The sequence below is a fragment of the Curtobacterium sp. MCLR17_040 genome, from assembly GCF_003234735.1.
GTDB classification, from domain to species: domain Bacteria; phylum Actinomycetota; class Actinomycetes; order Actinomycetales; family Microbacteriaceae; genus Curtobacterium; species Curtobacterium flaccumfaciens.
The window spans coordinates 89505-109889 of the sequence record NZ_QKTE01000007.1; the positions used below are offsets into that span (position 1 = coordinate 89505).

Genomic DNA, 20385 nt, shown 5'->3' on the forward strand with positions numbered 1-20385 from the left:
CGCGCCGACGGTCCCCACTGCCCCTGCGGAGGAGCACGCCTCGGAGAGGACGCGGGTGGACACGGTTGCAGTCATGTGACGAGTATCTGCGGTATACCAACGCGGTGTCAACCGTCCGCGCGGACGGTGCGGTGGCGCGACCGCACGGACGTCGAGCGCCACGCCCGTTCTTTCCCATTGCGCCCGCGATGGAAAGTGGAATCGGGCGTACCGGGTGGAAAGAACCGACCGGGTACGCCCGAACCGACCTGGTACGCCCGAATCGACCTGGTACGCCCGAATCGACCGGGTACGCCCGGATCGACCGGGTACGCCCGGAACGGGCGGGTGCGGTGGGCGCGACCGCACGGACGACAGGAGGCGCGGTGCCAGCTGGCACCGCGCCTCCAGTCCGAGAAGTGGCGGGTCTGCGCTACTCGGCCAGGCCGTAGAGCCGGTCGCCGGCGTCGCCGAGGCCCGGGACGATGTACCCGTTCTCGTCGAGCTTCTCGTCGAGCGCACCGAGGACGATCGAGACGTTGCGGTCGCCGACGGCCTGCTCGACCATGGCGAGCCCCTCGGGGGCACCGAGGATGCACACGCACGTGATCTCCTGCGCACCGCGGGCGAACAGGAAGTCGATCGCGGCGGCGAGGGTGCCACCGGTGGCGAGCATCGGGTCGAGCACGAAGCACTGCCGCCCGGACAGGTCGTCGGGCAGGCGCTCGGCGTAGGTCTGCGGCTCGAGCGTCTCCTCGTTGCGGGCCATGCCGAGGAAGCCGACCTCGGCCGTCGGCACGAGCTTGACCATGCCCTCGAGCATGCCGAGCCCGGCGCGGAGGATCGGGACGACGAGCGGCCGCGGCTTGGCGATCGCGACGCCCATGGTGTGCGCCACCGGCGTGTCGATCGGCGTCGCCGTGACCCGGACGCCCCGCGTGGCCTCGTACGCGAGGAGCGTGACGAGCTCCTCGGTCAGGGCGCGGAACGTGGGGGAGGGTGTCGTACGGTCGCGGAGCACCGAGAGCTTGTGGGTGATGAGCGGGTGGTCGGCGACGTGGACTCGCATAGGGTCGAGCCTAGCGTGCCGTCGACCGTCAGGAGGTCCCGTGGAGGAGCCCGCAGCCCGCCCGTTCGTCCCGGCGATGGAGCGCGCGCTCGACGAGGCTCGACGGTGCCTGGAGACCGACGACGTCCCGGTCGGCGCGGTGGTGCTCGACCGCGACGGCGTCGTGGTCGCCACCGGCCGCAACGAGCGCGAGGCACGACAGGACCCGACGGCCCACGCCGAGGTCCTCGCGCTGCGTGCTGCAGCGGCGGTGACGGGGGACTGGCACCTCGAGGAGCACACGCTCGTGGTGACGCTCGAGCCCTGCCCGATGTGCGCCGGCGCCGTCATGGCCGCACGGGTGCCCCGGGTCGTGTTCGGCGCGTGGGACCCGAAGGCGGGCGCCAGCGGCAGCGTCTACGACATCGCCAGGGACCGCCGGCTGCCGCACCGCTCCGAGGTCATCGGGGGCGTGCTCGAGCAGGCGTGTGCCGAGCTGCTCGACGACTTCTTCAGTCCGCGGCGAGGATGACGATCGCTTCGGTCGGCGGCTGCGGCCCGGTGCGCAGCACGTCCGGTTCGACGTAGATCACCCGGGCGATCGGCACGGCGCTCCGGACCCGCTGCTCGACGGTGTCGATGCCGGCGGCGACGTCACCGAGTCGGCGGTCCCCGTCGACGGCGACCTTCACGCCGACCATCAGCTCGTCCGGCCCGAGGTACAGGGTCTTCAGGTGGATGATCGCGTCGACCTCGGGGCCGTCGAGCACCGCCTGCTTGATGCGCTCGACGTCGGCGGCGGTCGCGCCCTCGCCGACGAGCAGGCTCTTCGTCTCGATGCCGAGCACCACGGCGACCGCGATGAGCAGCGCCGCGATGAGCATGGTGCCGATCGCATCGAACACCCCGTTGCCGGTGATCGCGGTCAGACCCACGCCGAACAGGGCGAAGACCAGGCCGAGCAGCGCCGCGGTGTCCTCGAGCATCACGACGGGCAGCTCGGGGGCCTTCGCACGGCGGACGAACTGCACCCAGCTCTGCGAGCCCTTCTGCGGTCGGGCCTCGTGCAGGGCGGTGCGGAGCGAGAAGCCCTCGAGCCCGATGGCGATGACGAGCACCACCAGGGGGAGCCACCGGTTCTCGAGCGGGTGCGGGTGGGCGAGCTTCTCGATGCCCTCGTAGAGCGAGAACACACCGCCGACCGAGAACAGGATGATGGAGACGACGAACGCGTAGACGTAGCGTTCACGCCCGTAGCCGAACGGGTGTTCCTGGTCCGCCGCTCGCCGGGCCTTCCGGCCACCGAGCAGCAGGAGGAGCTGGTTCGCGGAGTCGGCCAGGGAGTGCACGCCCTCGGCCAGCATCGACGCCGATCCGCTGATCGCCGCCGCGATGAACTTCACGATCGCGATGCCGATGTTGGCACCGAGTGCGGCGAAGATCGCCTTCGTGCCTCCGGAAGCGCTCACAGCTGTCCCCTTCTCGTGGTCTGCGACACGATCCTAGGCGGGTGGCGTCGGTAGGGTCGGGAGCATGACGATCGACCTGCCCCGCACCGCCCTGCTCGGCGTCGGCTCCATGTCCGGCGCGGTCCTCGACGGCCTGCTCGCCGCGGGACTCGACCCGGCCACCGTGACCCTCACCACGAAGTCCGAGGCGTCCGCTGCTGCCCACCGGGAGCGCGGTCTCGACGCCACCGCGAGCGACACCGACCCCGACGCCAACCGGTCGGCCGTCCGTGGTGCGGCCCTCGTCGTGGTCGGCGTGAAGCCGTACATGATCGCGGACCTGCTCGACGAGGTCGCCGACGACCTGGAGCCCGGCGCCGTCCTGGTCAGCGTCGCCGTCGGCACCACCACCGCGAGCATGGAGGCACGGGTCCCCGCCGGCGTCCGCGTCGTCCGTGCCCTGCCGAACACCCCGATCGGCGTCGGCCACGGCGTCACCGGCATCAGCGCGGGCACCTCGGCCGACGCCGAGGCCGTCGCACTGGCGTCGTCGGTGTTCACCGCCTCGGGCGAGGTCATCGAGGTGCCGGAGTCGCAGCTCGACGCGCTGTCCGCCGTGTCCGGTTCCGGTCCCGCCTACGTCTTCCTGCTGGTCGAGCAGTGGCAGCGTGCCGCCGAGGAGCTCGGGTTCACCCACGAGCAGGCGGCGACGATGGTGCAGGGCACCGTCCGCGGCGCCGTCGAGCTGCTCGAGCGGTCGGGCCGTGAGCCCGCCGACCTGCGCCGCGCGGTGACGAGCCCGAAGGGCACGACGGAGCGGGCCGTCGCGGTGCTGCAGGACGCCGACCTGGCGGACACGCTGCTGCGCGCGTCGCGTGCCGCGATCGCGCGTGCCGAGGAGATCGCCGCGTCGTAGACGCAACCGCTGTGCGGACGGGAGGCCCGTGGCGACGCCGCCACGGGCCTCCCGTCCGTCCGGTGGTCGTTACTCGTACGCGGCGAAGCGCTCCAGGTCGGTCTCGGAACCCGAGACGATGATGACGTCGTCCTCACCGATGACGCTGTCCGGCGTCGCCGGCACGAACGGGCTGCCGGGCGGCTTGATGCCGAGCACGGTCAGGCCGAAGCGGGTGCGGATCACGGTGGTGGCGAGGTCCTTGCCGCGGACCGCGCGCGGCGGGAACATCTTGACCACGGCGAAGTCGTCGTCGAACTCGATGAAGTCGAGCATCCGGCCGGAGACCAGGTGCGCCGTGCGCTCGCCGGCCTCGCGCTCGGGGTAGACGACGTGGTTGGCGCCGATGCGGGACAGGATCGTGCCGTGCGAGCGGCTGATCGCCTTCGCCCAGATCTGGGGGACGCCGAGGTCGACCAGGTTCGCCGTGATGAGCACGCTCGACTCCAGGTCGCTGCCCGTGCCGACGACGGCGATGGCGAAGTCCTGCGCGCCGATCTGCCGGAGCGCGTCGATGTCGGTCGCGTCCGCCTGCACCGCGTGGGTGACCCGGTCGGACCACTTCTGCACCAGTCCGGCGTCGGTGTCGACGACGAGCACCTCGCGGTCCTGGCGCTCGAGCTGGCCGGCGGTGGCGGCCCCGAAGCGCCCGAGCCCGATGACCAGGACGGGGGCGTCGTGACTGATGGCACCGTGCTGGTGCGACGAACGGGTGCGGTCAGCCAACGATCGGCCTCTCCTCGGGACGGCGGAACAGTTGCCGGCTCTGGCTGGCGGCCAGGGCAGCGGCGATGGTCACTGTACCGACCCGGCCGAGGAACATGGTGGCGGCGAGCACGTACTTGCCCGGTTCCGGCAGGTCCGCGGACACGCCGGAGGACAGCCCACTGGTCGAGAAGGCCGAGATCACCTCGAACAGCACCCGGTCGAGCGAGTCGTCGGTGATCTGCAGGAGCACCACGGTCGCGACGGCCACGATCGTCGCTCCCCAGAGCACGATGGCCACGGCGACCCGCAGGACGTCGCTCGGGATCCGGCGACCGAAGGCCTCCATGCTCTGGCGACCGCGGGCCTCAGCGACCGCGGCCAGGAACAGCACCGCGAGGGTCGTCACCTTGATGCCGCCGGCCGTCGAGGCGGATCCGCCACCGATGAACATGAGCATGTCCGTGACGAGCAGGCTCGAGCCGTTGAGCTGGTCGAAGTCGACGAGCGAGAAGCCTCCCGAGCGGGTCATCGTCGACAGGAAGAGTGCCTGGAACGCGGTGCGCCCGGCTCCTTCTTCGCCGAAGGTCGTCGGGTTCGACGCCTCGAGGGCGGTGTAGACGACCGCACCGCCGAGGAGCAGGATCGCGCTCGTCGCCAGGGTGAGCTTGACGTGGATCGGCCAGCGCCGCGGGGTGCGCAGCTGCTTCGTCAGGGCACGGATCACCGGGAACCCGATGGACCCCGCCACGACACCGATCATCAGCAGCGTCAGGAACCAGTAGTCGTGGGCGAACGGGTCGAGGCCGTCGGCGTTCGGTGAGAACCCGGTGTTCGTGAAGGCCATCGCCGCGTAGTAGAAGGAGTCGCCGACCGCGGTCCAGAACGGGATGCCGGCGATGAGCACCGACGGCAGGAGCAGCAGACCGAGGACGATCTCGATCGACAGCGTGCTCACCGCCACGGTCGCGAGCAGGGTGCCGACCTCGCCGAGCCGGACGGCCTGCCCCTCGGGCACCGCGCCGTGGTGGGTGCGGAGCGGGTTCGAGTCGCCGGCCGCCATGAGCTTGGCGCGCAGGCCGAGCTTGCGGGTGACGAACAGGCCGAGGATCGACGCGAAGGTCAGGACACCGACGGCGCCGATCTGGGTGCCGATGACCACCAGGACCTTGCCGAACACCGACCAGTGCGTCGCCATGTCGACCGTGGACAGCCCGGTGACGCAGACCACCGACGCCGCGGTGAACAGGGCGTCCGCGAAGTGGGTGCTGCTGCGGTCCGCGGTGGCCCACGGCGTCATGAAGAGCACCGTGAACAGGAAGATCAGCGCGATGAACACGACGATCGCCAGTCGGGACGGCGACGAGCGCAGCACCGTCGCGATCCGGCTCGCTCGCCGTCGGCCGACACTCACGTGGTGCGGGATCGGCTCGGTTCGGTCGAGCATGCGTATGCCTCCGAGGACATGGGCCGGGACGGTTCGTCATGGTACGTCCGTGGTGCCCCGGCTAGCCTTGCCCCATGGCCGACATCTTCTCCGTCGTGGCGGACCCGACCCGGCGCGAGCTGCTCGGCACGCTGTTGTCCGCCTACGGTTCGGACGTCACCGGCGGGGAGCTCAGCGTCGGCCAGCTCGTCGAACGCCTCGGGGTCAGCCAGCCCACGGTGTCGAAGCACCTGCGCGTCCTGCGCGACATCGGGCTCGTCACCAGTCGCGAAGAGGGGCAGCACCGCTACTACCGGCTCGACCCGGAGCCGCTCGTGCACCTCGAGGACTGGGTCCTGCCGTTCACGGGCGCGGTCGACGCCGACGGCACCCCGGCCACCACCGCGTGGACGCCGGACGGCCAGCCGGTGTCGATCCGCCGGAACGGCACGGCCGGCAAGGCGACGGTGGAGGTGGGCACCGAGCTCGGTCGTGTGATGGCCGAGGCGTCGTACCGGGCGACCGCGGCGATCTCCGGCGCGCAGCAGGGCTGGGAGCGCGTCGTCGACCGCAGCCGCAAGCGCTTCACCCGCCGGGGCGACGAGGACTGAGCCCCGCCGCTCGGGCTTCCGAGCACGGGGCGGCGCCGGTACACGCGGCGCGGACTGATCCTGGACACCGGGTCGCACACGCCTCTACAGTTGCCACTGACCACACAGGTCACACCACTCCCGTGCGCAGCGCGCGTGCGAGCCCCGAAGGCGGACCATGACCGGCAGTTTCGACGACGTGCGCTTCCTCACCGTCGCTGAGGTCGCCGAGATGATGCGCGTCTCGAAGATGACCGTGTACCGGATGGTGCACGCCGGTGAGCTCCCCGCCATCCGCTTCGGCCGTTCCTTCCGCGTCCCCGAGTCAGCCGTCGCCGACGTGCTGCGCGGTGGCGTGGCGGACGTCGGCTGAGCGCGCGTTCGACATCCCAGCGGGCAGCCGGTAGACTCGGGCAGGTTGATTTTCCGCGGTCTCTTCGGCCCGGTGTCCGTACATCAGCATCAGTCCGAGCGAGGTCCACATGGGTTCTGTCATCAAGAAGCGTCGTAAGCGCATGGCGAAGAAGAAGCACCGCAAGCTCCTTCGCAAGACGCGTCACCAGCGACGCAACAAGAAGTAGACCCTCACAGGTCTGCGCAGGTCGGAGGACCTGCACGAGAAGCCCCGGTTCGCCGGGGCTTTCGCGTTCCCGGACTACGCTGGGACCATGCCCGCAGTGACGTTCCTGACGAAGCCCGGATGCCACCTCTGCGACGACGCCCGACCCGTGGTCGAACGCGTCGTCGCCGACCACCCGGGGGTCACCCTGCAGGAACGCTCGATCCTCGACGACGACGCCCTCCGCCAGGAGTACGCGGAGGACATCCCCGTCGTGCTGATCGACGGGCGCGTCCACAGCAACTGGCACGTCGACGCCGACCGGCTCGCACGTGCGCTCGAGAAGGCCGAGGCCCGCGCATGATCTCCCACGTCGTCTCCTGGTCCCTGCGGACCGACCTCGACCGCACCGCGTCGATCGCCCGCATCCGCGAACTCCTGACCGGTCTGGTCGGCACCGTCGAGTCGATCCGCTCGCTCGAGGTCGTCGAGAACGTCGCCTACCCGGACAAGAACCACGACGTCGCCGTGGTCGCCAGCTTCGACGACCTCGCCGGACTCGACGCGTACCAGGTGCACCCGGAGCACCAGGCCGCGGCAGCGGAGATCCGCGAACTGGTCACGGCGCGGGCCGCCATCGACTGGCAGAGCTGAGCCGAGCCTCCCGTCCCGCGGCGCTGCGTGCGCTGCGTGCGCTGCGTGCGTCCAGTGAGCAGAAAAGGTCGCCTCCGATTTCCGGAGGCGACCTTTTCTGCTCACTCGCTGGTGACTACGGGGTCAGGCGCGTCGGGCCACGGAACAGGTAGGTGACCTCGCGGATCGACGGCTCACCGAGCATCAGCATCAGCACGCGTGCGAGGCCCATGCCGAAGCCGCCGTGCGGCGGGACGCCGTAGCGGAAGAAGTCGAGGTACCAGCCGAGCTCCTCCGGGTCGAGACCCTTCTCGACTGCCTGCGCCTCGAGCACGTCGACGCGGTGCTCACGCTGTGCACCCGTGGAGATCTCGGCGCCGTTGAAGATGAGGTCGTAGCTGTTGGTGACCGACGGGTCGCCGGGCTTCCGCATGTGGTAGTACGGCCGGATCGAGGCGTCGTACTCCGTGACGAACACGAACTCGGAGCCGTGGTGCTCCTTCGCCCAGGCGGCGACGCGGCGCTCGCCCTCGGGGTCCAGGTCACCGTCGGCGCGGACGACGTCGTAGCCGCTGTCGGCGACGATCTTGCGCGCGTCGGCCAGGGTCACGCGGGGGAACGGCGTCGCGGGGACCTGCAGCTCGAAGCCGAAGACCTCGTCGATGTCCTTGCCGTACTTCTCCTTGACGGCGGTGATGCCGGCGACCAGGACCTCTTCGTGCATCGCCATGACGTCCTCGTGGGACTCGATCCACGAGAACTCGGCGTCGACGCTGGTGAACTCGGTGGCGTGGCGGCTCGTGAAGGACGGGTCGGCGCGGAAGGCGTCCGCGATCTCGAACACGGCACCGAAGCCGGCCGGCTGCGCCATCTGCTTGAAGTTCTGCGGCGACTGGGCCAGGTAGGCGGTCGTCTCGAAGTACTCGAGCTGGAACAGCTCGGCGCGCGACTCGGACGCCGACGCCATGAGCTTCGGGGTGTGGATCTCGATGTAGTCGCGGTCGATCCAGTACGTGCGGAACGCGTGCTCCAGCGTCGTCTGGATGCGGAAGATCAGGTTCTGCTTGCGGTTGCGCAGGTCGAGGAAGCGCCAGTCGAGGCGCTTGTCGAGCGACGAGTCGTCGGCGATCGGGGTCTCCGGGATCGCGGCGCTCACCACCTGCAGCGCACCGATCTTGACCTCGAGCCCGCCGAGCTTCACGCGCTCGTCGTGCTTCAGCGTGCCGGTGACGTGCACGAAGGTGCCGTGCGCCAGGCCGGAGATCTCGTTGGTGGTCGCGAGGGCGGACTGTGCGGCGTCGTCGCCGTCCTCGGCCTCGCGCGTCGCCGGGTTCACGAGCTGGACGGCGCCGGTCTCGTCGCGCAGCACGACGAACTGCACCTTCTTCTGGTCTCGGACGGTCTCGACCCATCCGGCCACGGAGACGGGACCGTCGGGGAGGGCTGCCAGGTCGGCGATGCGGGTGCGTTCGATCACGGTGGTCGAGTCTAACCGCCTGCGTCCGGGGGCGTGGGCGGCAGGGTTCTTCCCTCCACAGGGCCGCCTGCGTCCGGCGTTCTCCACCGATGGTCGGGAGGCCTGTGGCGGCGTGCGTGGACTCCGTAGCGTTCTCGACGTGGCCGGGTCGCGGGACGAGAGGGGGACCGGGTGGGGACGGAGACGGGGGAGCTCGCGGCCTGGCCGCCTGCGGCGGTTGCGGTGGTGGTGGCTGCGCTCTGCACGGCGGCGTTCACGCTGCTCGTGGCGGTCGTCGGTGGGCTGTGGGCGGTCATCCGGTGGCGGCGGGACGTCGCGCGTGAACAGCGCGACCGGGCTTGGTCACGATTCGTCTGGGTGGTCGACCTGATCACCGCGGCGGAGGTCGGGCGTCGCGAGATCGGCCGGAACCTGGCGCAGGCGATGTACGACATGCAGAAAGTGCCTGCCGGAGAAGAACCCGCTGCAAGGGTGTTGGCGGAACTGTTCATCGAGAAGAGGAGACAGTGATGACGACTCGTCTGCGCCGTGCCTGGCGAGAGCTGGTGCGGAAGGAAGACACGGTTCCCGCGGAGCGGCCGTACATCGGTCCTGCGCCCGGCGAGAGCATGTGGGACTGGGCGCAACGTGGGGCGATCGACTGGCAGCTCCACGTGGAAGAGGGGGAGCTCAAGCTCGAACTCGAGCGGCAGCGCATGCGCGCCAGGGTGCTCGCCGAGGACACCGCGACATCAGGGGAGCGACGCGCGGAGTGATCCGAGCGTGCCGATGAACTCCTCGGCCATGCCGGCCCGCTCGACGAGCTTGGCGTGCCGGGCACGGGCGTCCTCGAGGTACGCGTCGAGGCGGGCTGCCAGCGCTGGTTCGTCATCGGGGTCCTTCGTCGCGAGGGCGTCGACTACGCGGAGCAGCTCGGCCATCTCGTCGAGCGTGAACCCGAGCGGCTTCATCCGGCGGATCACGAGCAACCGTTCGAGGTCCTGCGCCGTGTAGACCCGGAAGCCGCCGGTGGTGCGGCCGCTCGGCACGAGCAGCCCGACCTCGTCGTAGTGCCGGATCGTGCGCAGGGACATGCCGGCGCGGTCGGCGAGCTCGCCGATGTGCATCGTGTCGGGGGCGTCGCTGGTGCTCACGGCGTACGACTCTACCCTCACGTGAGGGTAGAGTTCCGATCGATGTCCGTGATCACACACGCGCCGACGGCCCCGAGCGTCCTCGCCGCCCTCCGCTCGCCCCGCATGCTCACCCGAGAGGTCCTGGCCGGCATCGTCACCGCGCTGGCCCTCATCCCCGAGGCGATCTCGTTCTCCGTCGTCGCCGGGGTCGATCCCGCGGTCGGCCTGTTCTCGAGCGTCGTCATCGCGATCGTGATCTCGATCGTCGGCGGTCGCCCCGCGATGATCTCCGCCGCAGCCGGCTCGGTGGCGCTCGTCATCGCCCCGCTCGTCCGGGAGCACGGGATCGAGTACCTGGTGCCCGCGATCGTCCTGGGCGGCGTGTTCCAGCTCGTGCTCGGGTTCCTCGGGGTGGCACGGCTGATGCGCTTCATCCCGCGCAGCGTCAACGTCGCGTTCGTGAACGCCCTGGCCATCCTCATCTTCACCGCCCAGCTGCCGAACCTGCTCGGCGACGACGTGCCGTTCATCGTCTGGCCGCTGACGGCGCTCGGCATCGCGATCATCGTCGGCTTCCCGTTCCTCACGAAGGCGATCCCCGCACCGCTCATCGCGGTCGTCGTCGTCACCGGCATCACGATGGTGTTCAGCGTCGCCGTGCCGACGGTCGGCGACGAGGGCGAACTGCCGACGGCGCTCCCGGGCTTCGGCGGCATCACGACGCCGTTCACGTTCGAGACGCTGCAGATCATCGCCCCGTACGCGTTCGGTGTCGCGATCGTCGGGCTGATCGAGACCCTGCTCACCGCGCAGCTCGTCGACTCCATCACGGAGACGGGCTCGAGCAAGTGGCGCGAGTCGTGGGGTCAGGGCGTCGCGAACATCGCGTCCGCCTTCTTCGGTGGGACCGGCGGCTGCGCGATGATCGGCCAGACGGTGATCAACGTGAAGACCGCGGGTGCCCGGACCCGCGTCTCGACCTTCGCGGCCGGGGTCTCGGTGCTGGTCCTGACGATCGTGCTCCACGACCTCGTGGCCCAGATCCCGATGGCGGCACTGACGGCGGTCATGCTCATGGTCTGCGTCGCGACCTTCGACTGGCACAGCATCCGACCGCGCACCCTCCGACGGATGCCGCTCGGCGAGACCGCGGTCATGCTCGTCACCGTCGTGGTGGTCGTCGTGACCGAGAACCTCGCGACCGGGGTGCTCGTCGGTGTGGTCGTGGCGGCCCTGGTCTTCGCCCGACGGGTGGCGCACGTGGTGACCGTGGTGCGCGAGCCGGTCGACGACCGCACCGTGCGGTACCGGGTCCGCGGGGCGTTGTTCTTCGCCTCGTCGAACGACCTCGTCACACGGTTCTCGTACGCCGAGGACCCGGAACACGTGATCATCGACCTGGCCGACGCCCACGTGTTCGACGCGTCCACGGTCGCGGCGCTCGACGGGGTCGAACAGCGGTTCGCGAAGCACGGGTCGACCGTCGAGGTGGTGAACCTCGACACGGGGTCGATCGCGCTGCACGGGCGGCTCTCCGGTGAGCTCGGCGGCTGAGTGCTTCCGCATCCGGTGAATCACCTGAGGGGGCGGTGGGAACCGCGGGCGACCTACACTGGAACCCATGCCCGCGACCCGTCTCCACCTCGTCCGGCACGGAGAGGTGCACAACCCGGGCCGCGTCCTCTACGGCCGGCTCCCGGGCTTCGGGCTGAGTGACCTCGGCACGCGGATGGCGCAGGCCTCCGCGACCGCCTGGAAGGACGCCGGCGTCGACGTGCGTCGGATCGTCGCGTCCCCGCTGCAGCGCACGCAGGAGTCCGCCGCACCCTGGTCGGCCGCCTACGGGCTCGACGTGACGCTCGACGAGCGCCTGATCGAACCGACGAACCGCTACGAGGGGCAGCCCCCCGGGTTCACGAAGCGCTCGCTCGGCCGCCCGGCGGAGTGGCCGTGGATCGCGAACCCGCTGCGTCCCAGCTGGGGCGAGGCGTACGAGTCGATCGCCAACCGCATGCTCGCGGCGATGACCACGGCGTGGGAGAGCGTGGACGAGGGCGACGTCGTCCTGGTCAGCCACCAGCTGCCGATCTGGATGGTCCACCGGAAGCTCGCGGGGGAGCCCCTGTGGCACGACCCGCGCAAGCGCCGCTGTGACCTGTCGAGCATCACCACCGTCGAACGTGTGCCCGCCACGTCGACCGGTCGGTTCACCGAGGTCGGGTACGCGGACCCCGCGCAGGAACTGCGCGCGACCGCCGTCGACGAAGGAGCAGTGTGAACAGCACGAAGCGTGCGCGCGTCATCAGCAAGCGGTTCGCGGTCCTCGCAGCGACGGCCGTCGCCGCCGTGCTCGTCCTGTCCGGCTGCTCGTCGGACAGCGGCGGCATCGCGAAGCAGTACGGCAACGGCACGACGCAGAACTACATCTCCGGTGACGGTGCCGTGACCGAGGTCTCCGCGAAGGACCGCACCGACCCGGTCACCTTCCGGGCCGAGGACTCGAACGGTGACACGGTCTCGTCGAAGGACCTCCGCGGCAAGGTCGTCGTCCTGAACTTCTGGTACGCCAGCTGCCCCCCGTGCCGTGCCGAGGCGAAGTACCTCAACCAGGTGCACGACGAGTACGCCGACGCCGACGACGTCGCGTTCGTCGGTGTCAACGTCCGCGACGAAGCAGCGACCGCGGCCGCCTTCGAGCGCACCTTCGACGTGCAGTACCCGACGGTCCTCGACCAGCGCACGGGCACGATGCAGCTCGCGATGTCCGGGCAGATCGCACCGAACGCGGTGCCGGCCACGATCGTCCTCGACACCAAGGGTCGCGTGGCCGCCCGGGTCCTCGGCGCGATCGACGGCACGAGCATCCTGCAGACCCTGGTCAGCGACGAGCTCGACGCCGGCAAGGCCTCCTGACCCGTGACCTCCAACCCCTTCGCCGACGCGATCCTGAGCGGCCAGATGGCCGTCGCGCTGCCCGTGGCGGCGCTCGCCGGGCTCGTGTCGTTCCTGTCCCCCTGCGTGCTGCCGCTCGTGCCGGGGTACCTCGGGTACGTCGGCGGTGTCGCCGAGGGCGGGCAGCGTCGGGGTCGTGTGGTGCTCGGCGTGCTGCTGTTCATCGCCGGGTTCACCGCGGTGTTCGTGGCGTACACGACGGTGTTCGGCGCGCTCGGCTTCTGGCTCGTGCGGTGGCGTGACCTCATCACGCAGATCCTCGGGGTCGTCGTGATCGCGATGGGCCTGGTGTTCGTCGGTCGGTTCACCTTCCTGCAGCGCACCATCAAGCCCGGCTGGACCCCGGCCACCGGGCTCCTCGGCGCTCCCCTGCTCGGCATCGTGTTCGGCCTCGGCTGGACCCCGTGCCTCGGCCCGACCCTGGCGGCCATCAACCTGCTCAGCGTCCAGTCGGGCAGCGCCTGGCAGGGCATGTGGCTCGGGGTGGCGTACTGCCTCGGGCTCGGCATCCCGTTCGTCCTCGTCGCCCTCGGCGCCGGCTGGGCCACGGGGGCCATCGCGGCGGTGAAGCGTCACATGCGCACCGTCAACATCATCGGAGGAGCGATCCTGATCGTCATCGGTCTGCTCATGGTCACCGGTATCTGGTCGGCCGTCATGTCGAGCGTCGGGGCGGTGATCCAGAGCTTTGTCCCCGCGGTCTGACCTGAACGAGCACATCCCGACGGGCGCAGGCGACGGGGCCGACAGCGCCTCCGACCCGCAGCGACCGTCCGACCACGTCGACGGCTCCGGCCCCACCGACGGTGGCATCAACCAGCCGAAGCTCGGCTTCGTCGGGTACCTCCGCTTCTTCTGGCGGCAGCTGACGAGCATGCGCACGGCGCTGTTCCTGCTCATGCTGCTCGCCCTCGCGGCGATCCCGGGCTCCCTTGTCCCACAGCGCACCGCCGACCCGAACGGCGTCGTGCAGTACAAGGCGGACCACCCGCAGCTCTACCCGGTCCTCGACAAGCTGCAGGTGTTCGACACCTACACCTCGGTGTGGTTCTCCGCGATCTACCTGCTGCTCTTCATCTCGCTCATCGGCTGCATCGTGCCCCGCACGAAGCACCACTGGCAGGCACTGCGGACCCGTCCGCCGAAGACCCCCGCGCGCCTGACGCGACTGGCGGGCTTCCGCACGGTGGCGGTGCAGCCGGACGCGATGATCGACGGGACGACCGGGATCGACGCGACCACGGGCCTCCCGTCCGCCGAGCACGCGGTGACGCGCGCGATGGCGATCCTGAAGCGGTCCGGGTACCGCGTCGAGCGGTTCGGCGACTCGGTGAGCGCGGAGCGCGGCTACCTGCGCGAGACCGGCAACCTGGTGTTCCACGCCGCCCTCGTCGGGGTGCTCCTGGCGGTCGGGGTCGGCGGTGGCTTCGGCTTCACCGGTCAGCGCCTGCTGGTCGAGGGCCAGACGTTCTCGAACGTGCTCGGCTCGTACGACTCGTTCAACCCCGGTCGCTGGTTCCAGCAGACCGACCTCAAGGGCTACAACCTGACCCTTGACAAGTTCGTGACGAAGTACGAGGAGCGCAACCTCGACGCCCTCGGGCAGGCGCTCGACTACTCGGCCACGGTCACGAGCACCGAGAAGGGCGGCGAGCCGAAGACGAGCCGCCTCGGCGTGAACGATCCGCTGCACGTCGGCGGCACCAACGTCTACCTGCTCGGCAACGGCTACGCGATGCAGGTCACGGTGCGCGACGGCGACGGCAACGTGGCCTTCAAGGACGTCGTGCCGTTCCTGCCGGAGGATGCGAACTACACCTCCACCGGCGTCATCAAGGTGCCGGACGCGAAGCCGGACCAGCTCGGCATGGTCGGGTTCTTCTACCCCACCGCATCGAAGCTCGCGAGCGGCGCCTACTCGAGTGCCTACCCGGACACCCAGAACCCGCTGCTGACGCTGCAGGTCTACACGGGTGACCTCGGGCTCGACAGCGGAGTCCCGCAGAGCGTGTACACGCTCAGCACCAAGGGGCTCGACCAGATCGCCGGTCGGCAGTCGGACACCGCGAGCATCGCGCTGAAGCCCGGCCAGACGAAGAAGCTCCCGGAGGGCGCCGGGTCGATCACGTTCGACGGCGTCAAGCGGTACGTCTCCCTCGACGTGCACCACGACCCCTCGCAGCTCTGGGTGGGCGGGTTCGCCCTGCTCTCCACCCTCGGCCTGCTCACCTCGCTGTTCGTCCCGCGCCGCCGCGTCTGGGTGAAGGTCGTCCCGCGCACGGACACGGCGGGCGGCGAGTACGACCTCGAGTACGCCGGACTCGCACGCGGCGAGGACCCGAACCTCGAACGGGCCGTCGCGGACATCGCACAGCGCCACACGTCGGACCTCGGAGTTAGGATGCCCCAGTGAACGACATGACCACGAACCTCGCGACCTACTCGGTCGTGCTCACGTACTCCGCGATGGCGGTGTACGTGGTCGCGTTCATCTCGTTCGCCCTCGACATGGCCAAACGCTCCGGCGACGTCACGGCCGCCGCGAAGAACGCGCGCGCCGACGACAGCTCGGCCGACGCGGCCAGCGCTGCGGCAGCACCCGGCGCGAAGACGGTCGCGACCGTCCGCGGCGGCACCGTCGTGCTCGAGCAGGTCGCCGCACCGCCGTCGGGCGGTTCGGCCGGCCGCGGCACGAAGTTCGAGCGCGTCGGCATGGCGATGACGATCCTCGCGCTCGTCCTGCACGTCGCGTCGGTCGTCCTCCGCGGCATCGCGGCCGACCGTGTGCCGTGGGGCAACATGTTCGAGTTCTCGCTGACCGGCACGGCGCTGATCACCCTGATCTTCCTGCTCGTGCAGTTCTGGCAGAACCTGAAGTTCCTCGGTGTCTTCATCACGGGCCTGACGATCATCCTGCTCGGCATCGCAACCGTGAACTACTGGGTCCCCGTCGTCCCGCTGCAGCCGGCCCTGCAGTCGTACTGGCTGGTCATCCACGTCTTCGTGGCGATCGCCGGCACCGGGTTCTTCGCGCTCGGCGCGGGGCTCGCGGTGGCGCAGCTCGTGCAGACGTACCGCCAGGGCCGCACGGCCTCCGGCAAGCTCCGCTTCATGGCGACGCTGCCCGACGCCGACCGGCTCGAGGTCCTGACCTACCGCGTCCTGCTCGTCGGCTTCGTCCTCTGGACGTTCACGCTCATCGCCGGTGCGATCTGGGCCGAGCGCGCCTGGGGTCGCTACTGGGGCTGGGACACCAAGGAGGTTTGGACTTTCATCATCTGGGTCGTCTACGCGGGCTACATCCACGCCCGTGCGACCCGCGGCTGGCGCGGTGCGCGGTCGTCCTGGCTGGCCCTCATCGGCTTCGCTGCGGTGATGTTCAACTTCTCGGTCGTGAACGTCTTCTTCAAGGGCCTGCACAGCTACTCGGGTCTGTGAGTCACGCGGGTCGCTGACGCGGCCCTGGTCGCGACCACGACCGGACGGGAGGCACGGTGCCAGCTGGCACCGTGCCTCCCGTCCGTCGTCCGGGGTGCGTCGAGAGCCGAGACCGGTCCGGCGGGACCCCGCCAGCGGTCACGACATGCCGTGTGCGGAGCGGCGTGGTCGCACGAACCGTCGTTCCGGGGCCGTTCGAACGACGGAACGGGTGACCTCGGCGAACGCGAGTGGCGTGTCGTGCATCCTCGACGGACCCGACCGAGCGGCGGTCGCGCTACCCGGCGGCTGCGAGCAGGTCGTGCACGCGCGTCACCCGCTCGCGCCACCACGCCGTGCGCTCCGGAGACGCGGCGTACCGGTCCACCAGCTCCGGCGCGACGTCGACGCGGCGCACCGGCACCCGACCGCCGACCGGCAGCAGGGGATCGGTCGTGACGTCCCCGGCGAACATGGCCGCCGTCCCGAGCCCGGCGGCGTACCCGGGCGTCATCGCCGCGGCGGCCAGGAACGCTCCCATCCCGAGCCCGACCGAGGTGTCGAGCGCACTGGAGACGACGCACGGCAACCCGGCGTCGGCGATGACGGCACGGGCCGCGGTGATCCCCCCGAGCGGCTGGGCCTTCACGACCAGGACGTCGGCGGCGCCGGCCCGGGCGACGGCGAGGGGGTCGCTCGCCTTCCGGACGCTCTCGTCCGCGGCGACCCGGACGCCGAGGCCGGCGATCCGCGACCGGAGCTCCGCGAGCTCGGGCACCGTCGCGCAGGGCTGCTCGGCGTACTGCAGGTCGAACGGTGCGAGCCGCTCGAGTGCCGCGGCGGCCTGCTCCACGCTCCACAGCCCGTTGGCGTCGATCCGGACCGCGGCCTCGGGCCCCATCACCCGGCGGACCGCGGCGACCCGGGCGACGTCGTCGTCGACGGTCGTGCCGGGTTCGGCGACCTTGACCTTGGCGGTGGTGCACCCGGGGTACCGCGCGAGCAGGTCGGCGACGTCGTCGGCGGCGATCGCCGGGACGGTGGCGTTGACCGGCACGGAGTCGGCGGCGGGTTCGTGGTCCGTCCACCCGAAGTCGACGGTGGCCCGTAGCCAGGCGGCGGCCTCGGCGTCGTCGTACTCGACGAACGGCGAGAACTCGGTCCAGCCTGCGGGACCGCGCAGCACGAGCGCCTCGCGCGTGGTGATGCCGCGGAACCGCACCCGCATGGGCAGGGCCACCACGTGGGCGTCGGCGAGGAGGTCGGCGAGGTCGGGGAGCACGTCCGCCATCCTCCCACCGCACCCAGGGGCCCTGCCGGTTCCTCGGAGGGGACCGCCAGGGCAGGGCACTAGCATGCATCGGTCGGCCTCGGTCGGCAGGGGAACGACCCGGAACGAGGGAGGCTCGGTGGCGGTGGATCCGCGGCAGCGCGCAGCACAGCAGCGTGCATCGCAGCGCCCGTCCGACCCGTCGAGCGCCGGAGCAGCACGCCCGGCGGCCTCGGCTCGTCCGGCAGCTGCAGCGCGACCCTCGGCGGCGACCCGCCCGGCAGCGGGCGCTCGATCCGCGGCGGCTCCCGGGCGCGACTCCGACGACTTCGCCCGCCTCATGCAGCGCAACACCGTCGACGTCCGGCAGACGGGTGGCACCAAGCGCCGCAACCCCGTCGTCGGCAAGATCGCCCTCGGCCTGGCCGTGGTGTCCGCCGCTGTGGACGCCAGTGCCTTCGCCGTGTTCATGGGCGGTGACACGAACTTCGCCTTCGGGATCTGCTTCGTCGTCGTGTTCCTGACGCTCGTCGCCGCCGTGCTCGGGTTCGTCGCCGCCGTCGGCTCGTTCGGACGCTGGTACGGCGCTGTCGGGGTCGTCCTGGCGTTCTTCGCGAACCCCGTGATCCTCATCGTGATCATGGTGTTCGTCGCGCCGGAGATCCTGACCGACATGGGCGCCTGACCCGCCAGACGCCCGGCGGTACGTTGGGAGCATGGCTGCTCCCGTCTCCGACCTGTTCGACCCCGACGTCTGGACCACCGCTCCGATCGCGGAGCAGTTCACCGACATCACGTACCACAAGCACGTCTCCAAGGGCATCGTCCGGGTCGCCTTCGACCGTCCCGAGGTCCGCAACGCCTTCCGCCCGCGCACGGTCGACGAGCTCTACCGTGCCCTCGACGATGCGCGGCAGGACCCCCGTGTCGGCGTCGTGCTGCTCACCGGCAACGGCCCGAGCCCGAAGGACGGCGGGTGGGCGTTCTGCTCCGGCGGCGACCAGCGCATCCGGGGGCGGAGCGGCTACCAGTACGTCGGCGACGAGGGTGCACCGCCCGAGGGTGTGGACCCCGCGGCCGCCCAGGCATCGATGGGGCGGCTGCACATCCTCGAGGTCCAGCGCCTGATCCGGATGATGCCCAAGGTCGTCATCGCGGTCGTCCCGGGCTGGGCTGCGGGCGGTGGGCACTCGCTGCACGCGATCTGCGACCTCACCATCGCGAGCGCCGAGCACGGGAAGTTCAAGCAGACCGATGCCGACGTCGGCTCGTTCGACGGTGGATACGGCAGCGCCTACTACGCCAAGCAGATCGGGCAGAAGTTCGCCCGCGAGGTCTTCTTCCTCGCCCAGGAGTACTCCGCCCAGCGCGCGTACGAGATGGGTGCGGTGAACGCCGTGGTGCCGCACGAGGACCTGGAGCGTGAGGCGATCCGCTGGGGCGAGATCGTGCTCGGCAAGTCGCCGACGGCGATCCGGATGCTCAAGTACGCGTTCAACGCCGTGGACGACGGCATGGTCGGCCAGCAGGTGTTCGCGGGCGAGGCGACGCGGTTGGCCTACGGCACCGACGAGGCCGTCGAGGGCCGCGACTCGTTCCTCGAGAAGCGCGCTCCCGAGTGGACCGCGTTCCCCTGGCACTACTGATGCCCCGTCCGCTGGTCGCGACCGGCACGTCGGACCCGACGGCCGTGCTGCGCGGCCTGGAGGCAGCACTCGCCGGCGGCCCCGCACTGCTCCCCGTCGCCGAGGGGGCACCGGCCCTGCCGACGCCACCTCCGGCCGAGGTCCGGCAGGCGGTCGCCCTGGTGGTCGAGACGAGCGGGTCCACCGGCACCGGCAAGCGCGTGGCGCTCTCGTCCGAGGCGCTCCTCGCCGGTGCCGCCGCGGCGGACGCGGCACTGGGTGGGCCCGGGCGCTGGGTCCTCGCGCTGCCGACGCACTACATCGCGGGCATCAACGTCCTGACCCGCTCGATCACCGCGGGCACCGAACCCGTCGTCGTGCCACCCGGGCACTTCGCGGCCGCCGCGTTCACCGAGGCCGCAGAACGGCTCGTCACCGGTCCGGCCGCGCCGCGTCGCTACACCTCGCTGGTGCCGGTGCAGCTCGCCCGGGTCCTCGACGACCCGGACGCCACCCGGGCGCTCGCCCGGTTCGACGCGGTCCTGGTCGGCGGGCAGGCCACCCCGGCGCCGCTCCGGCAGCGTGCGCTCGACGCCGGGGTCCGGGTCGTGACGACGTACGGTGCGAGCGAGACGAGCGGCGGATGCGTGTACGACGGCGTCCCGTTCGGGACGGTTCGCACCGCGCTGGTCGACGGCGAGCTGCACCTGGCGGGGCCGATGCTCGCCGAGGGGTACCTGGACGACGACGCCCGCACGGCGTCGGCCTTCGTCGAGCGGGACGGGCTGCGCTGGTACCGGACCGGGGACACCGCGACCCTGTCCGACGGCGTGGTCCGCGTGCTCGGACGCCTCGACGACGTGGTGATCTCCGGCGGCGAGAAGGTCCAGCTCGGTGCGGTCGAACGGCTCGTCCGCGGGCTGCCCGGGCAGGAGACCGCTGTCGTCGCCCGGCGCTCGGCGGGGGAGTGGGGCGAGGTCCCGGTCGTCGTCACCGAGCAGCCGCTCGACCTCGATGCCGTGCGTTCGCACGTCGGGGCCACCCTGGGCCGTGCCGCCCGTCCGGCGGACGTCGTCGTCCTGGACCGGATCCCGATGCTGTCGTCGGGCAAGCCCGACCGTCGGGCCGTGCAGGCGCTCGTCGACCCGGGCCGCTCGTAGGGACCGCGAGCGGCCGGGCGGCGCAT

At 70.9% G+C, this 20385-nt stretch carries 25 protein-coding genes; 18 read left to right on the forward strand and 7 right to left on the reverse strand.

Going from position 1 to position 20385, the window contains the following annotated elements:
- Nucleotides 1-412: 412 nt before the first annotated feature.
- Nucleotides 413-1048, reverse strand: a complete 636-nt coding sequence (upp, locus tag DEJ01_RS08395) for a uracil phosphoribosyltransferase (RefSeq protein WP_071406290.1) — start codon at nt 1046-1048, stop codon at nt 413-415.
- Between the two features lie 76 nt (nt 1049-1124).
- On the opposite strand from upp, the gene DEJ01_RS08400 reads away from it, so the two are divergent.
- On the forward strand, nt 1125-1559 hold the full coding sequence (locus DEJ01_RS08400; RefSeq protein WP_071247896.1) for a nucleoside deaminase: 435 nt from the start codon (nt 1125-1127) through the stop codon (nt 1557-1559).
- Here DEJ01_RS08400 and DEJ01_RS08405 read toward each other — a convergent pair.
- Complete coding sequence (locus DEJ01_RS08405) at nt 1540-2496, reverse strand: cation diffusion facilitator family transporter (RefSeq protein ID WP_111092720.1); 957 nt, start codon at nt 2494-2496, stop codon at nt 1540-1542. The genes DEJ01_RS08400 and DEJ01_RS08405 overlap by 20 nt on opposite strands.
- 64 nt (nt 2497-2560) lie before the next feature.
- On the opposite strand from DEJ01_RS08405, the gene proC reads away from it, so the two are divergent.
- Nucleotides 2561-3391 (forward strand): pyrroline-5-carboxylate reductase, encoded by an 831-nt coding sequence (gene proC, locus DEJ01_RS08410; RefSeq protein ID WP_111092721.1) that lies wholly within the window; start codon nt 2561-2563, stop codon nt 3389-3391.
- 69 nt (nt 3392-3460) lie between these two features.
- Here the strand turns inward: proC and DEJ01_RS08415 are convergent, their stop codons facing one another.
- Both DEJ01_RS08415 and DEJ01_RS08420 read right to left on the reverse strand, forming a co-directional pair.
- Complete coding sequence (locus DEJ01_RS08415; protein ID WP_217499818.1) at nt 3461-4156, reverse strand: TrkA family potassium uptake protein; 696 nt, start codon at nt 4154-4156, stop codon at nt 3461-3463.
- Nucleotides 4149-5582: a TrkH family potassium uptake protein gene (locus DEJ01_RS08420; protein ID WP_071406293.1), complete on the reverse strand. Its 1434-nt coding sequence runs from the start codon at nt 5580-5582 to the stop codon at nt 4149-4151. The genes DEJ01_RS08415 and DEJ01_RS08420 overlap by 8 nt, the downstream gene beginning before the upstream one ends.
- A 74-nt stretch (nt 5583-5656) precedes the next feature.
- Between DEJ01_RS08420 and DEJ01_RS08425 the strand changes: the two genes are divergently transcribed.
- The 5 genes from DEJ01_RS08425 to DEJ01_RS08445 all read left to right on the forward strand — a co-directional run bounded on the left by DEJ01_RS08425 (nt 5657) and on the right by DEJ01_RS08445 (nt 7364).
- Nucleotides 5657-6172, forward strand: coding sequence for a helix-turn-helix transcriptional regulator (locus DEJ01_RS08425; RefSeq protein ID WP_051596885.1), 516 nt, complete (start codon nt 5657-5659; stop codon nt 6170-6172).
- 157 nt (nt 6173-6329) lie between these two features.
- Nucleotides 6330-6524 (forward strand): helix-turn-helix domain-containing protein, encoded by a 195-nt coding sequence (locus tag DEJ01_RS08430; protein ID WP_017888579.1) that lies wholly within the window; start codon nt 6330-6332, stop codon nt 6522-6524.
- 109 nt (nt 6525-6633) lie between these two features.
- A complete protein-coding gene (locus tag DEJ01_RS08435; RefSeq protein WP_003792170.1) occupies nt 6634-6732 on the forward strand; it encodes a 30S ribosomal protein bS22 in 99 nt (32 codons plus the stop codon).
- 87 nt (nt 6733-6819) lie between these two features.
- On the forward strand, nt 6820-7074 hold the full coding sequence (locus tag DEJ01_RS08440) for a glutaredoxin family protein (protein ID WP_071247435.1): 255 nt from the start codon (nt 6820-6822) through the stop codon (nt 7072-7074).
- Nucleotides 7071-7364 (forward strand): Dabb family protein, encoded by a 294-nt coding sequence (locus tag DEJ01_RS08445; protein ID WP_111038117.1) that lies wholly within the window; start codon nt 7071-7073, stop codon nt 7362-7364. Before DEJ01_RS08440 ends, DEJ01_RS08445 begins: the two co-directional genes overlap by 4 nt.
- A gap of 115 nt (nt 7365-7479) precedes the next feature.
- On the opposite strand, the gene aspS is transcribed toward DEJ01_RS08445, so the two are convergent.
- Complete coding sequence (aspS, locus tag DEJ01_RS08450; RefSeq protein ID WP_111092722.1) at nt 7480-8820, reverse strand: aspartate--tRNA(Asn) ligase; 1341 nt, start codon at nt 8818-8820, stop codon at nt 7480-7482.
- 171 nt (nt 8821-8991) lie between these two features.
- On the opposite strand from aspS, the gene DEJ01_RS08455 reads away from it, so the two are divergent.
- Complete coding sequence (locus DEJ01_RS08455) at nt 8992-9330, forward strand: hypothetical protein (protein WP_111092723.1); 339 nt, start codon at nt 8992-8994, stop codon at nt 9328-9330.
- Nucleotides 9330-9575 (forward strand): hypothetical protein, encoded by a 246-nt coding sequence (locus tag DEJ01_RS08460; RefSeq protein ID WP_111233288.1) that lies wholly within the window; start codon nt 9330-9332, stop codon nt 9573-9575. The genes DEJ01_RS08455 and DEJ01_RS08460 overlap by 1 nt, the downstream gene beginning before the upstream one ends.
- Here DEJ01_RS08460 and DEJ01_RS08465 read toward each other — a convergent pair.
- Nucleotides 9552-9926 (reverse strand): MerR family transcriptional regulator, encoded by a 375-nt coding sequence (locus tag DEJ01_RS08465; RefSeq protein ID WP_071406340.1) that lies wholly within the window; start codon nt 9924-9926, stop codon nt 9552-9554. The genes DEJ01_RS08460 and DEJ01_RS08465 overlap by 24 nt on opposite strands.
- A 69-nt stretch (nt 9927-9995) precedes the next feature.
- On the opposite strand from DEJ01_RS08465, the gene DEJ01_RS08470 reads away from it, so the two are divergent.
- The 6 genes from DEJ01_RS08470 to ccsB all read left to right on the forward strand — a co-directional run bounded on the left by DEJ01_RS08470 (nt 9996) and on the right by ccsB (nt 16325).
- Entirely contained in the window at nt 9996-11489 is a 1494-nt protein-coding gene (locus DEJ01_RS08470) for a SulP family inorganic anion transporter (RefSeq protein WP_111029374.1), read from the forward strand.
- A 67-nt stretch (nt 11490-11556) separates the two neighbouring features.
- Complete coding sequence (locus DEJ01_RS08475) at nt 11557-12213, forward strand: histidine phosphatase family protein (RefSeq protein WP_111038113.1); 657 nt, start codon at nt 11557-11559, stop codon at nt 12211-12213.
- A complete protein-coding gene (locus tag DEJ01_RS08480) occupies nt 12210-12848 on the forward strand; it encodes a TlpA disulfide reductase family protein (protein WP_111038112.1) in 639 nt (212 codons plus the stop codon). Before DEJ01_RS08475 ends, DEJ01_RS08480 begins: the two co-directional genes overlap by 4 nt.
- A 45-nt stretch (nt 12849-12893) precedes the next feature.
- Entirely contained in the window at nt 12894-13592 is a 699-nt protein-coding gene (locus DEJ01_RS08485) for a cytochrome c biogenesis CcdA family protein (protein WP_111092751.1), read from the forward strand.
- Complete coding sequence (locus tag DEJ01_RS08490) at nt 13576-15300, forward strand: cytochrome c biogenesis protein ResB (protein WP_258375665.1); 1725 nt, start codon at nt 13576-13578, stop codon at nt 15298-15300. Before DEJ01_RS08485 ends, DEJ01_RS08490 begins: the two co-directional genes overlap by 17 nt.
- A gap of 5 nt (nt 15301-15305) precedes the next feature.
- Nucleotides 15306-16325 carry a c-type cytochrome biogenesis protein CcsB gene (ccsB, locus tag DEJ01_RS08495; protein WP_111092753.1) on the forward strand — a complete coding sequence of 340 codons (1020 nt, stop codon included), beginning with the start codon at nt 15306-15308 and terminating at the stop codon, nt 16323-16325.
- A gap of 277 nt (nt 16326-16602) precedes the next feature.
- Here ccsB and DEJ01_RS08500 read toward each other — a convergent pair whose 3' ends face one another.
- Nucleotides 16603-17595, reverse strand: coding sequence for an o-succinylbenzoate synthase (locus DEJ01_RS08500; protein WP_111092724.1), 993 nt, complete (start codon nt 17593-17595; stop codon nt 16603-16605).
- 118 nt (nt 17596-17713) lie between these two features.
- Here DEJ01_RS08500 and DEJ01_RS17900 point away from each other — a divergent pair, with 118 nt between their 5' ends.
- The 3 genes from DEJ01_RS17900 to DEJ01_RS08515 are packed head-to-tail and all read left to right on the forward strand — an operon-like array spanning nt 17714 to nt 20359.
- The gene (locus tag DEJ01_RS17900) at nt 17714-18259 is read left to right on the forward strand and encodes a hypothetical protein (RefSeq protein ID WP_146245060.1); all 546 of its coding nucleotides are present in this window, start codon (nt 17714-17716) and stop codon (nt 18257-18259) included.
- 31 nt (nt 18260-18290) lie between these two features.
- On the forward strand, nt 18291-19220 hold the full coding sequence (locus DEJ01_RS08510) for a 1,4-dihydroxy-2-naphthoyl-CoA synthase (RefSeq protein WP_111029377.1): 930 nt from the start codon (nt 18291-18293) through the stop codon (nt 19218-19220).
- Nucleotides 19220-20359, forward strand: coding sequence for an AMP-binding protein (locus tag DEJ01_RS08515; protein WP_111092725.1), 1140 nt, complete (start codon nt 19220-19222; stop codon nt 20357-20359). The genes DEJ01_RS08510 and DEJ01_RS08515 overlap by 1 nt, the downstream gene beginning before the upstream one ends.
- Nucleotides 20360-20385: the final 26 nt, after the last annotated feature.